10 protein-coding genes are annotated in these 12,606 nt (G+C 72.3%); all 10 read left to right on the forward strand.

Annotation, left to right across the window (positions count from 1 at the left end; all coding sequences use genetic code 11):
• Window positions 1–28: 28 nt before the first annotated feature.
• A complete protein-coding gene (locus MWM08_RS20820; protein ID WP_244408424.1) occupies window positions 29–766 on the forward strand; it encodes a sulfite exporter TauE/SafE family protein in 738 nt (245 codons plus the stop codon).
• 110 nt (window positions 767–876) lie between these two features.
• Complete coding sequence (locus MWM08_RS20825) at window positions 877–1,734, forward strand: aldose epimerase family protein (protein ID WP_244408425.1); 858 nt, start codon at window positions 877–879, stop codon at window positions 1,732–1,734.
• A 9-nt stretch (window positions 1,735–1,743) separates the two neighbouring features.
• Entirely contained in the window at window positions 1,744–2,907 is a 1,164-nt protein-coding gene (locus MWM08_RS20830; RefSeq protein ID WP_244408426.1) for an FAD-dependent oxidoreductase, read from the forward strand.
• Window positions 2,904–4,505 carry an acyl-CoA dehydrogenase family protein gene (locus MWM08_RS20835; RefSeq protein WP_244408427.1) on the forward strand — a complete coding sequence of 534 codons (1,602 nt, stop codon included), beginning with the start codon at window positions 2,904–2,906 and terminating at the stop codon, window positions 4,503–4,505. Before MWM08_RS20830 ends, MWM08_RS20835 begins: the two co-directional genes overlap by 4 nt.
• A gap of 60 nt (window positions 4,506–4,565) precedes the next feature.
• Window positions 4,566–6,146 (forward strand): phytoene desaturase family protein, encoded by a 1,581-nt coding sequence (gene crtI / locus MWM08_RS20840; RefSeq protein WP_244408428.1) that lies wholly within the window; start codon window positions 4,566–4,568, stop codon window positions 6,144–6,146.
• A gap of 16 nt (window positions 6,147–6,162) precedes the next feature.
• A complete protein-coding gene (locus MWM08_RS20845) occupies window positions 6,163–7,743 on the forward strand; it encodes a phytoene desaturase family protein (protein ID WP_244408429.1) in 1,581 nt (526 codons plus the stop codon).
• A gap of 35 nt (window positions 7,744–7,778) precedes the next feature.
• Window positions 7,779–8,558, forward strand: a complete 780-nt coding sequence (locus tag MWM08_RS20850) for a lysophospholipid acyltransferase family protein (protein WP_244408430.1) — start codon at window positions 7,779–7,781, stop codon at window positions 8,556–8,558.
• A complete protein-coding gene (locus MWM08_RS20855; RefSeq protein WP_279323214.1) occupies window positions 8,555–9,658 on the forward strand; it encodes a glycosyltransferase family 2 protein in 1,104 nt (367 codons plus the stop codon). Before MWM08_RS20850 ends, MWM08_RS20855 begins: the two co-directional genes overlap by 4 nt.
• Entirely contained in the window at window positions 9,655–11,298 is a 1,644-nt protein-coding gene (locus tag MWM08_RS20860) for a squalene/phytoene synthase family protein (RefSeq protein ID WP_244408431.1), read from the forward strand. Before MWM08_RS20855 ends, MWM08_RS20860 begins: the two co-directional genes overlap by 4 nt.
• Before the next feature lie 26 nt (window positions 11,299–11,324).
• On the forward strand, window positions 11,325–12,584 hold the full coding sequence (locus MWM08_RS20865; RefSeq protein WP_244408432.1) for a hydroxysqualene dehydroxylase: 1,260 nt from the start codon (window positions 11,325–11,327) through the stop codon (window positions 12,582–12,584).
• Window positions 12,585–12,606: the final 22 nt, after the last annotated feature.

The raw sequence follows: 12,606 nt of genomic DNA on the forward strand, positions 1-12,606 counted from the left end.
GCTGCGTGGCTTGCGCCAGCATGGCGCCATGACCGACCTGATGATCATCCTGCCGATCTTCCTGCTGGCAGGGCTCGTGAAGGGCGTGGCCGGCTTCGGCCTGCCCACCGTGTCGATCGCGCTGCTCGCGCTGGTGCGGCCGCTGCCCGAGGCGATGGCGCTGATGCTGGTGCCGTCGATCGCCACCAACCTGTGGCAGGCCTTTGCCGGCGGGCAGTTGCGGGTGGTGGCGCCGCGCCTGGGGCTGTTCCTGGCCTGCGCGGCGGTGGCGACCTTCGCGGCGGCGGGGGTGCTGGCGCGGGCCGATGCGCTGGTGCTCTCGGGCCTGCTGGGGGTGGTGCTGGTGGCCTCGGCGGCGCTGGCGCTGGCGGCACCGGGGCTGCCAGTGCCGGCGCCGCGCACCGAGCGCTGGCTGGGGCCGGTGATGGGCCTTGCCTCGGGCGCCATTGCGGGGCTGACCGGCAGCTTCCTGGTGCCGGCGGCGCAATGGCTGCAGGCGATCCGGCTGCCGCGCGAGCAGTTCGTGCAGGGCTTCGGCCTGGGCGTGGTGGCGGCGCATGGCGCGCTGGCGGCGGCCCTGGCCGGGGGCGGGATGCTGCCGGCGGGGGTGGGATTGGCCTCGGTGGCCGGGGTGCTGCCGGCCTTTGCCGGGATGGAGGCCGGGCGGTGGCTGCGGTCGCGGCTGGACGAGGCGGCCTTCCGGCGCGTGGTGCAGGTGGCGCTGGGGGTACTCGGCGCCTGGCTGGTGGTGCGCGCCTTCGGGTAGGGCGGGGGATGTCGTCCTGGCCGACCGAAGGCGGGGACCGCGCCAGAACGGCATCGCGGGCCGGAGGATTGCACCTCGTCAACGGCGTGCCGCCGCGCTGCAATGGCGGCATGGATATGGTCAGGATCGATGCAGGCGGGTGGGATGCGGTGCTGGCACCGCAGGATGGCGGCGGCCTGACCGCGCTGCGCTTCCGGGGGCAGGACATTCTGGTGCCGACACCGGCGGGCGAACGGCTGGGCGGGCCCTTCGGCGCCTTCTGGATGATCCCGTGGGCGAACCGGCTGGATGGCGGGCGGCTCGGGGCGCATCGGCTGCCGGTGAACCGGGTGGCCGACGGCACGGCCATCCATGGACTGTCACGCGACCGGCCATGGCAGGTGGAACACGCGACGCCGGACCGCGCCGTGCTGGCGCAGTCGATCGTGGCGGGGCCGTATCGCTACGCGGCACGTCTGGAACATGGCGCGACCGGCGAGGGCTTCGCGCTGGACCTGGCGGTGACCAATACCGGCGAGGCCCCCCTGCCCTTCGGCGCCGGCTGGCACCCGTGGTTCGTGCGCCCACCGGGTACGTGGCTGTCCTTCCGGGCCGCCATGCGCTTCACCCATGATGCGCGCTGCCTGCCGGTGGCCGCCGCGCCCTGCACCGGGCTCGATGGCGACGAGGCGGCCTTCCTCGGCCTCGACACCCATTTCGCCGGCTGGGACGGAGTGGCGCGGATGGCATGGCCGGGAATCGGCCTGACACTGGCCGCCGAGGGCGCGCTGGCAACCAACCTCCAGGTCTATGCGCCAGCGGAACGGGCTGTGCTTTGCGTCGAGCCATCCTCCCACGTGCCGGACGCGCCGAACCGGCCGGGGCCGGCCAGGCATGGTCCGATGCGGGTGCTGGCACCGGGGGAAATCTTGACCGGGCGCATCATCCTGTCCGCGGAGTGTTCACACTTGCCCAAGGGCGGGGCATAGGATGGGGGCATGGCTTCTTCCTCCACCGCCCTGGTGCTCGGCGCCGGCATCATGGGCCTCAGCGCTGCCTGGGGCCTGTCGCGGCGTGGCTTCGCGGTGCGGGTGGTCGAGCAGGACCCGGTGCCGAACCCGCGTGGCGCCTCGGTGGACCATCACCGGCTGATCCGCCACGCCTATGGCGCCCAGGCCGGCTACATGCGGATGGTGGACCCGGCCTATGCCGCCTGGGACCAGGTCTGGCGGGATATCGGCGAGGTGCTGCACCTGGGCACGGGCGTGCTGGCGGTCTCGGGCAGCGCCGATGGCTGGCTGGGCGACAGCCGTGCGACACTGGCCGCCGACCGCCTGCCCTTCGCCGACCTGACCGCGGCCGAGGTGGCGCGGCGCTTTCCGATCTTCACCGAGTCCGGCATCGGCGCCGCCTTCCACATGGACGCGGGCGGGGTGCTGCTGGCCGAACGAATCGTCGCAGGGCTGGCACGGCACCTGGCGGCGCGCGGCGTGGTGTTTGAACGCGCCCGCGCCGCAGGCCTGGACCCGGCGCGCGGCGCGCTGCGCCTTGCGGATGGCGCGGAGCGATCGGCCGACCTGCTGGTGGTGGCGGCCGGCCCCTGGGCGCCGCGGTTGCTGCCGCAGGCGCTGGCGCCGCGGGTGGTTCCGTCGCGCCAGATCCTGGTGCTGCTGGAACCGCCCGCGCAGCACCGCGAAGGCTGGGCGCGCGCGCCGATGCTGCTGGACCTCGCGGAGGATGGCGGCTTCTACGCGGTGCCGCCGGTGGCGGGCACACCGCTGAAGATCGGCGACCACCGCTTCTCGCGCATCGGCGACGCCGAGACGGACGCGCGCGAGGCCACCACCGCCGAGGCCGAGGAGATCCTGGCCTTCGCGCGGCCGCGCCTGCGCGACATGGCGGGCTATCGCGTGATCGGCGCGCGCGCCTGCTACTATGATGTCGAGGATGGGGAGCGCTTCGTGGTGGAACCGATCGCGCCGCGCTGCCTGGTGATGTCGGGCTTCTCGGGCCACGGCTTCAAGTTCGCGCCGCTGCTGGGGCTGGGCCTGGCGGCCGCGGCGGCGGACCAGGCGCTGCTGCCGGCCCTCGCCCCGTGGGCCGCCGGGGTGGCGGCGCCGGCGCCCGGATTGCTCGCTGCCCTGGAGGGCGTTCCCGCATGAGTTCGACCGCGGCCACCGACCTGATCTTCGGCCTCACGCGCGTGGTCGGGCTGCCGGCGCTGACGGGGGCGACGCTGTCGGCCGAGGACATCGCGCAGATCGTCACAGAGGCCGACCGCTTCTGCGCCGAGGTGCTGCTGCCCGGCGCCCAGGCCGCCGACCGTGCAGGCGCCGTCTATGCCAATGGCGTGGTCACCACGCCGTATCGCGAGACCTACGCGAAATGGGTGGAGGGCGGGTGGCAGTCGCTCGCGGCCCCGGTCGAGCATGGCGGCCAAGGGCTGCCCGCGGCGCTGTGGACCGCGATGACCGAGCTCGGCATGGCGGCGGATACGTCGTTCATGCTGGGGCCGCTGCTGACCGCCGGCGCGATCGACTGCCTGTTGCACCACGCGACGCCCGACCAGGCGGCGCGGCTGCTGCCGAAGATGGTGTCGGGCGCATGGTCGGGTGCGATGTGCCTGACCGAGCCGGGCGCGGGCAGCGACCTGGGCGTGCTGCGCACCCGCGCCGAGCCGCTCGGCGACGGGCGCTTCGCGCTGCATGGCGAGAAGATCTACATTACCTGGGGCGAGCAGGATTGCTCGGAGAACATCGTCTACCTGGTGCTGGCGCGACTGCCGGATGCGCCGCCGGGGTCGAAGGGGATCTCGTTGTTCGTCTGCACCAAGTGGCGGGCGGACGGGTCGCGCAACGCGCTGCGCGCGGGGGGCATCGAGCGCAAGCTGGGCATCCATGCCAGCCCGACCTGCGTCATGCTGTTCGAAGGAACCGAGGCCGAGCTGGTGGGCGAACCCCATCGCGGCCTGCCGGCGATGTTCGCGATGATGAACAATGCGCGCCTGGGTGTCGGCACGCAGGGGGTCGCGCATGGCGCGGCGGCGCTGCGGCTTGCGGAAGCCTATGCCGAGCAGCGCGTGCAGGGCGGACGCCCGATCGCGCGCCACCCGGATGTGGCGCGGATGCTGATGGAGATGCGCGCCACCACGCTGGCGGGGCGGCTGCTGGCGCTCGAGACCGCCTTGTGTGTGGACCGGCACGCCATGACCGGCGATGCGGCGGCGCTGGAACGCCTGGCGCTGCTGACACCCATCCTGAAGGCCTGGTGCACCGACCGCGGTGTCGAGACGGCCTCCACCGGAATCCAGGTGCATGGCGGCATGGGCTTCGTCGAGGATGCCGGGGCCGCGCAGGTGCTGCGGGATGCGCGGATCGCGCCGATCTACGAGGGCACCAACGGCATCCAGGCCATCGACCTGCTGGTGCGCAAGCTGGCCAAGGATGGCGGCGCCGCGATGCGCGCCCTGCTGGCCGAGGTGAAGCGCATCCCCGATGTGCGCCTGCGCGTCGCGGTCGAGACGCTGGAACACGCCACCACCGCGGTGCTGGAGGCGCAGGGCCGCGACGCCGATGCCGCGCAGTCGGTGGCGGTGGCCTATCTGGAAGCGGCGGGCTGGGTGCTGGGTGGCTGGATGGTCGCCCGCGCCGCAGCGGAGGATTCTTCCACCTACGGTCCGATCGCCGATTTCTACCTGCGCCGCCTGCTGCCGCGGGCCGGTGGGCGGGTCGCCGAGATCGCCGGGGCGCTGGCGGCATGAGCCCATGCCCTTGCATGGCTGCCCGGCAGCGCAATCTGCACAGTCCTTAACCTGATACGAATGAGCCGGATGAACGCCTCGCTGCCCGCCCTCTCCCGCTCCCGCCCGCGCGTCGCCATCGTGGGTGCGGGACCTGGTGGCTTGGCCGCCGCCATGATCCTGGCCGCCAATGGCGCCCGGGTGACCGTGTTCGAACGCGATTCGGTGGTGGGCGGGCGCACGCGCACCGTCACCGCGCCGGGTGGCTACCGCTTCGACATCGGGCCGACCTTCTTCCTGTATCCGCGCATTCTGCGCGAGATCTTCGCCCAGTGCGGCGCGGATTTCGACCGCGAGGTCGACCTCATCCGCCTCGACCCGCAGTACCGGCTGGTGTTCGAAGGATCGAACCCGGTCACGCTCGATGCCTCGCCCGACATGGCGCGGATGGAAGCCGAGATCGCCAAGCTGAACCCGGCTGATGCCAAGGGCTTCCGGTCCTTCATGTCGGACAACCGGGTGAAGCTCGAAGCCTTCCGCCCGGTGCTGGAACGGCCCTTCCACGGGGTGATGACGTATCTCGCGCCCGAGGTGATGAAGGGGCTGCGGTACCTGCGGCCGTGGTTGTCGCTGGATGACGACCTGAAGCGGCATTTCGCCGATCCGCGCACGCGCCTGGCCTTCACCTTCCAGTCGAAATACCTGGGCATGAGCCCGTTCCGCTGCCCGTCGATGTTCTCGATCCTGTCCTTCCTGGAATACGAGCACGGCATCTTCCACCCGCGCGGCGGCTGCGGCGCCGTCAGCGAGGCGATGGCCCGCGTGGCCGAGCGCCTCGGTGTGGAATTCCACTTCGACGCCAAGGTCGATCGGCTGTCCTTCGAAGGGACGCGCGCCTCGGGTGTCGAGGTCGGCGGCAAGCGCCACGCGGCCGATGCGGTGGTGGTGAACGCCGATTTCGCGCACGCCATCCCGGGGCTGATGCCCGAGGCGCTGCGCCCGCAATGGCCCGACGCGAAGATCGAGAAGGCGCGGTACTCCTGTTCGACCTTCATGCTGTACCTCGGCATCGAGGGGAAGCTCGACCTCGCGCACCATTCGGTGCTGCTGGCCGAGGATTACGAGCGCAACCTGCAGCAGATCGAGGGCGGGATCATTCCCGAGAACCCGTCGCTGTACGTGCAGGCGGCGGCGGGCACCGATCCGTCCCTGGCGCCCGAGGGCCATTCCACACTGTACATGCTGGTGCCGGTGCCGAACCTGCATGGCGGGCAGGACTGGGCGGCGGAGACGCAGCGCTACCGCCGCATCGCGCTGGATCGGCTGAAGGCGCTGGGTCTGCACGACTTGCAATCGCGCATCCGCTACGAACGCATCGTCACGCCGCAGGATTGGCAGGACGAGTATTCGGTGGGCTACGGCGCCACGTTCAACCTGGCGCATAATGTGCGGCAGATGATGCACTTCCGCCCGCGCAACCGCTTCGGCAAGGCCGAGGGCGTGTACCTGGTGGGCGGCGGCACGCATCCGGGCAGCGGGCTGCCGGTGATCTACGAAGGCGCGCGCATCAGCTCGCGCCTGCTGATGGACGACCTCGGCATGCAGCCGAGCACTGAGGCGAATGACAGGGTCGGTGCCGCGCAGCCTGCGCTCGGCGACTGACCGGGAGGACGTTGAGATGGGTTCGAAAGTCGTCGTCATCGGCAGTGGCCTTGGTGGCCTTGCCGCGGCCGCGGTCGCGCAGGCGCGCGGGCACCAGGTCACGCTGCTGGAACGCAATCCCTGGCTGGGCGGCAAGGCCGCCGTGCTGCATCTCGACGCGCCGGACGGGTCGGGGCGCTTCCGCTTCGACATGGGCCCGACCATCCTGACCGTGCCGCGCGTGCTGCGCCGCATCTTCGCCGAGGCCGGGCGCGACCAGGCGACCGAGTTGCCGCTGATCCGCCTGGACCCGCAGTGGCGCTGCTTCTTCGACGACAACACGCGCATCGACCTGATGGCGAATGTGGACACCATGGCGCAGGCCATGGACCGCTTCGCGCCGGGCAAGGGCGTGGGTGCGGGCTACCGGAAGTTCCAGGACATCTCGCGCCACCTGCATGAGGTCAGCGAGAAGTTCTTTTTCTGGAAGCCGGTCGAAGGGATCGGCGACACGCTGGACTTCAGCACGAGCTTCAACACCGAGGTGCTGCGCGACGTGCTGGCGCTGCGCATGGGCCGCACTGTCGCGAAGGTGATCCGCGGCAATGTGCCGGACGAACGGCTCGCGCAGATGCTGGACCACTTCACGCAGTATGTCGGGTCGAACCCGTATCTGGCGCCGGCGGTGCTGTGCGGCATCGGCGACATGCAGGCGAGCGAGGGCGTGTGGTACCCCGAGGGCGGCACGCGCGCGGTGGCGGAAGGGCTGGCGAAGCTCGCGACCGACCTTGGTGCCGACCTGCGGACAGATTCCGAGGTCACGGCGATCGAAATCGAAAACGGCGCGGTGCGTTCGGTCACCGCGAATGGCGAGCGCATCGCTTGCGACGCGCTGATCTCGAACATGGATGCGGTGCGCACCTACACGGAACTCGTGAAGGGCGATGCGGCGCGCAAGATCGAGAAGAAGGGGTTCGAGCCGGCGTGCTCGGGCGTCGTGCTCTACCTCGGCCTGAACAAGCGCTACGACCACCTCGCACACCACTGCTTCGTCTTCTCCCGCGACGCAGAGGAGGAGTTCGACGCGATCTACAAGAAGGGCGTACCGGCGCCGGACCCCACCGCGTATCTCGCGGCGACGTCGTGCTCCGACCCGACGACTGCGCCCGAGGGCGGCGAGGCACTGTACGTGCTGGTGCACACGCCGCACCTGCGCCCGGGGCAGGATTGGTCGAAGATGTTCGCGCCCTACCGGCAGACCATCCTCGACAAGCTGAAGCGCACCGCAGGGCTCGAGGACATCGAGAGCCGCATCGTGGTGGAGCGCGCGCTCACGCCGCAGGACATCCACGAACGCTACAAGGTGCTGGACGGCGCGATCTACGGGCTGGCGTCGCACGGCGCGTTCCTGGGTGCCTTCAAGCCGTCCAACCGGTCGAAGGCGATCAAGGGACTGTACCTGTGCGGCGGTGCCGCGCATCCGGGCCCGGGCATGCCGATGGTGATGATGTCGGGCTGGATCGCGGCGGATGCGATGGACCGCGACGCGGGCGGGCGCGGCATGTCGGAGGCGGCCGAACGCGCGGGGCTCAGGGACGCGCTCCTCGCCGCCGAATGACCAGCCGGGCCGGGACGCCAGGGCGGGATCCGGTGGTGCTCCGTTCGGAGCGCCACCTGGACTTCTTCAACTTCATGTTCACGCGCTTCACGCGCAAGCACATGCGCGCCGTGCGCATCGCGCGCTGGGGCCTGCCCGAGGTCCCGCGCGGCGCGCCGGCGGTGATCTTCGCGAACCACCCGTCCTGGTGGGACGGTGTGGCCTTCATGCTGCTGTACCGCCGGCTGCTGAAGGACCGCCCGCTGTTCACGCCGATGGCCGAATGGGCGCTGAACAAATACGCCTTCATGCGGCGCCTGGGCGTGTTCGGGATCGAGACCGGATCGTCGCGCGGGACGGTCGCGTTCCTGCGCACGGCCGAACATGTGCTGAAGGACCCGTCGCACATCCTGTGGATCAACGCGCCGGGGCGCTTCGCCGACCCGCGCGAGAGGCCCATCCCGATAGCGCCGGGCATGACACGGCTGGCGGAGATGGCGCCTGGCGCGAACTTCGTGCCCCTCGCGCTCGACTACCCCTTTTGGGGGGAGCGCAAGGCCGAGATGCTCGTCGCCTTCGGTGCACCCATCCCCGCCGCGGAACTGCTCGCGCTAGATCGGGATGCCCGCGCCGCGCGCCTGGCCGCCGCCCTGGAAGCCACGCATGACCGGCTGGTCGCGGATGCCATCAGCCGAGACCCCGAGCGCTTCGACACCCTGGTGCAGGGGCGCGAGGGCATGGGCGGCGTCTACCAGATGTGGCGGCGCCTGGGCGCCCTGCTGCGCGGCCAGCGCTTCGACCCCCGCCACGACAACCAGCCGGAGCGCGCGCCGTGACTTTCGACCCCGCCTGGATCGCGCTGCTGCTCGCCGTGTTTCCGGCTGTGAACGGCGTGATCAACCTGTTCCTGCTGCGCGCGCCCACCGGGCCCGTGCCGGCCGGCACGCTGGTGTCCATCCTGGTGCCCGCGCGCGACGAGGCGGCGAACATCGCCGACTGCATCGAGGCGGCGCTGGCGCAGACCGGTGTCGCGATCGAAGTGGTGGTCATGGATGATGGCTCCACCGACGGCACGCCGGACATCGTCCGCCGCATCGCCGCCCGCGACCCGCGCGTGCGGCTGGTGAGCGCACCCCCGCTGCCCGAGGGCTGGTCGGGCAAGATGCACGCCTGCGCGCGCCTGGCCGAGGCCGCGCGCGGCACGCATTTCCTGTTCATCGACGCCGATGTGCGCCTGCTGCCGGGCGCAGCGGCGGGGTTGGCGGGCCATGCGGTGCGACGACAGCTGGGGCTGGTCAGCACCGTGCCGCGCCAGCACATCGGCACGCTGGGCGAAGGGCTGACCGTGCCCATGATCAACCTGCTGCTGGTGGGCTACCTGCCGGGCGGCGGGCGCGCGTTCACGCGGCACCCGGGCTTCGCGGCCGGCTGCGGGCAGCTGATGATGCTCGAACGCGGCGCCTACGAAACCTCGGGCGGGCATGGAGCGGTGCGCACCACGCTACATGACGGGCTGAAGCTGACACGGCTGCTGCGCGTGCACGGCTTCCGCACCGAGATCGTCGCCGGCGCCGAAGTGGCGACCTGCCGGATGTATCGCGGCTTCGCGGAATCCTGGCGCGGCTTCCTCAAGAATGCGCGCGAGGGCATGGCGACGCCGGTCGGCCTGCCAGTCTGGTCGGTGGTGCTGGCGGGGGCGCATCTGTGGCCCTTCTTCCTGCTGCCCGACATGCAGGCGGTGATGGCGCTGGCACTTGTCTTCGCGCTGCGTGCCGCGATCACGTTGCGCAGCGGGGAACCGGCCTGGACGATCGTGCTGCACCCGGCCGCCGTCATCGTCGCGCTCGCCATCCAATGGACCGCGCTGGCGCGCTTCCTGATGGGGCGCAAGGAAGGCTGGAAGGGCCGCGCCTACGCGGCGCCCGAGGCGCCGTGAGCCGGAGCGTCGCGGTCGGCCCGCCCACGCGCGACGCCGACGGCGAGAACTTCCCTGTCGCCTCGCTGCTGCTGTCGCGCGCGCTGCGGCCGAAGGTGATGGGCTTCTACCGCTTCGTGCGGACGGCGGACGACATCGCCGACAGTGCGGTCCTTGAACCCTCGGAAAAGCTTGCGCGGCTCGATGCGCTGGAACGCGCGCTGGATGATCCCGCCACCACCGAGCCCGCGGCGACATTGTTGCACATGGCGGGCAGCGGGACGCCCGAGGCGCGCGCCATGCTGGCCGCGTTTCGCCAGGACGCGACGCAGCGGCGCTATGCCGACTGGGCGGACCTGGAAGCCTATTGCGCTGCCTCGGCAAACCCGGTCGGGCGGATGCTGCTGCGCCTGCATGGCGTGGACGCGCCAGGTGCGGCCGGCGCGTCGGATGCGCTGTGCACGGCGCTGCAGATCCTCAACCACCTGCAGGATCTGGTGCCGGACCGCGATGCGCTGGACCGAGTTTACCTGCCGGTGTCCTGGATCGCGCTGGCGGGGGGCGAGGACGCCTTCTTCGATGCCGCGAACACCGCCGCGCGCCGTGCCGTCCTGGATGCGGCACTGGACCGGGTGGAGGAACGGCTCGATGCCGCGGCCGGGCTGCCGCGCCTGATCGGGTCGTGGCGGCTGGCGATGGAAGCGACCGTCACCATCGCGCTGGCGCGGCGGTTGCTCGGGCGGCTTCGCGCGGCCGACCCGGTGCTCGCGCGCGTCGCCCTGGGCAAGCCCGACTTCGCGCGCGCCTTCGCCACCAGCCCCTTCCGCGGGCCGTCGGATGCCGCGCTGGTGCGCGCGCGCGTCGCAGCCGCCGGGTCGTCCTTCGCCAAGGGCATGTCGGCGCTGCGCGGCGACCGGCGCCGCGCGCTCTGGGCCGTGTACGCTTTCTGCCGCGCGGTGGACGACATCGCCGACGGCGCGATGCCGGAGGCCGAGAAGCGCCGCTTCCTGGCCGATTGGCGCGCGAAACTGGCGCGACCTGACTGCGCGCTGTCGCGCGAGTTGGCGCGCGCGCGCGAGGCCTATGCGCTGCCGATCGAGGAGTGCGAGGCGATGATCGCCGGCATGGAGACCGACGCCGCGCCGCGCCTGCGCATCGCCGATGCCGACGCGCTGGACCTGTATTGCCGGCGCGTGGCGGGCAGCGTGGGCGCGATGGCGGTGCGCATCTTCGGCGCGCCGCAGGCGGCCGGATTTGGACTGGCGCTGGGGCGCACGCTGCAGCTTGTGAACATCCTGCGCGACATGGACGAGGACGCGGCGCGCGACCGCGTCTACCTGCCGGCCGACCTGCTCGCCGCCCATGGCGTGATGGATGGCGATGCCATTGCCATGATGGCACAGCCGGGCGTGGCGGCGGCAGCCAACGCGCTGGCGGTGCAGGCCGAGGCCGGCTTCGCGCGCGCCGAGGCCGAACTCCAGGGCTTCGACACCCCCGCGCTGCTGCCCGCGCGCATCATGATGTGGGGCTACCGTCGTATCTTCGACCGCCTTGTCGCACGCGGCTTCGGCCCGCCGCGTGCGCGCCCGCGCCTGACCGCGGGCGAGAAGGCGCGCATGGCGGCCTTCGCGCTGCGCCTCGCGCCGGTCGCCGCACGGTGATGGCGGTAGCGCGCGACGGCGGCCAGATGCCGGCGCACGTGCACGTGGTCGGCGCCGGCGTGGCGGGGCTGGTGGCGGCACTCGCACTGGCGCGCGGTGGCCATGCCGTGACGCTGCACGAGGCCGCGCCCGTCGCCGGTGGCCGCTGCCGCGCGCTGCCCGACGGCACCGACAACGGCACCCATGCGCTGATGGGGGCGAACCATGCGGCGTTGCGCTTCCTCGATGCCATCGGTGCGCGCGCGGGCTGGGTGGAACCGGAACCCGACGGGCTGCCGATGCTCGACCTGGCGGATGGCAGCGCGCGGCGCATCGCGGCCGCGCCGCTCGCCTGGCGCGACCCGGCGCGGCGGCCGCCGGGGTTGACCGCGGGCGGTATGCTGGCATTGCTGGGCATGGCGCTGCCCTTCACCGACAAGCCCGTGGCCGCGGCGCTGGCCAGGCACCCTGCCCTGCTGCGCGGCTTCGTCGAACCGCTCGCCGTCGCGGCCCTGAACACGCCGGTGGCCGAGGCATCCTCCGCGCGGCTCGGCCAGGTGCTGCGGCGGGTGCGCTCGGCCGCCGATGCGCGGCTGCTGGTGGCGCGGGACGGGCTGGGGCCTGACCTGATCGCGCCTGCGCTGGCCGCGCTGCGCGCCGCGGGGGCCGAGATCCGGTTCGGCAGTCGCCTGCGCGCGCTGACCAGCGCGGAGGATCGCGCCATGGCGCTGCACCTGGCGGAGGAGTCCGTCGCGCTCGGCGCCGCCGATGCGGTGGTACTGGCGCTGCCACCCTGGGAGGCAGCGCGGCTGATCCCCGGGCTGCGCGTGCCGGACCGTCACGCACCGATCCTCAACCTGCATTTCGCGCATCCCGGCGCGCCGGCGGTGCGCTTCATCGGCGTGGTCGGCGGCCTCACGCAATGGGTGCTGGTGCGCCCGGCGGGCATCAGCGTGACGGTCAGTGCCGCGGATGCCGAGACCGAGGAGCGTGTCGAGGACCTCGCCCCGCGCGCCTGGGCCGAGATCCGGCGCGCCGCGGCGGCCTTCGCGCTGCCCGGCGACTGGCCGGACGCACCGCCACCCTGTCGGGCCGTGAAGGAACGCCGCGCCACGCCGCGCCATGCGGTCGGCATCGCGCCCATCGCGCCGCGGCTGGTGATGCGCAACCTGGCACTCGCCGGCGATTGGACCTGGACCGGCCTGCCCGCGACCATCGAAGCCGCGGCGCGGTCGGGCGAGGCGGCGGCGAAGGCCATCGCGGCACGGCTGCCGCGGCCGGTCGCGCTGGGCAGGGCCGGAGCATGACCGGGCATCGCCGAAGGCGCGC

It is taken from the genome of Roseomonas fluvialis (assembly GCF_022846615.1).
Taxonomy (GTDB): Bacteria; Pseudomonadota; Alphaproteobacteria; order Acetobacterales; family Acetobacteraceae; genus Neoroseomonas; species Neoroseomonas fluvialis.

Bases quoted from the DNA above. Each gene is read 5' to 3' on its own strand.
- MWM08_RS20820 (WP_244408424.1), top strand. From the start codon at position 29: ATGACCGACCTGATGATCATCCTGCCGATCTTCCTGCTGGCAGGGCTC.
- MWM08_RS20825 (WP_244408425.1), top strand. From the start codon at position 877: ATGGATATGGTCAGGATCGATGCAGGCGGGTGGGATGCGGTGCTGGCA.
- MWM08_RS20830 (WP_244408426.1), top strand. From the start codon at position 1,744: ATGGCTTCTTCCTCCACCGCCCTGGTGCTCGGCGCCGGCATCATGGGC.
- MWM08_RS20835 (WP_244408427.1), top strand. From the start codon at position 2,904: ATGAGTTCGACCGCGGCCACCGACCTGATCTTCGGCCTCACGCGCGTG.
- crtI (WP_244408428.1), top strand. From the start codon at position 4,566: ATGAGCCGGATGAACGCCTCGCTGCCCGCCCTCTCCCGCTCCCGCCCG.
- MWM08_RS20845 (WP_244408429.1), top strand. From the start codon at position 6,163: ATGGGTTCGAAAGTCGTCGTCATCGGCAGTGGCCTTGGTGGCCTTGCC.
- MWM08_RS20865 (WP_244408432.1), top strand. From the start codon at position 11,325: ATGCCGGCGCACGTGCACGTGGTCGGCGCCGGCGTGGCGGGGCTGGTG.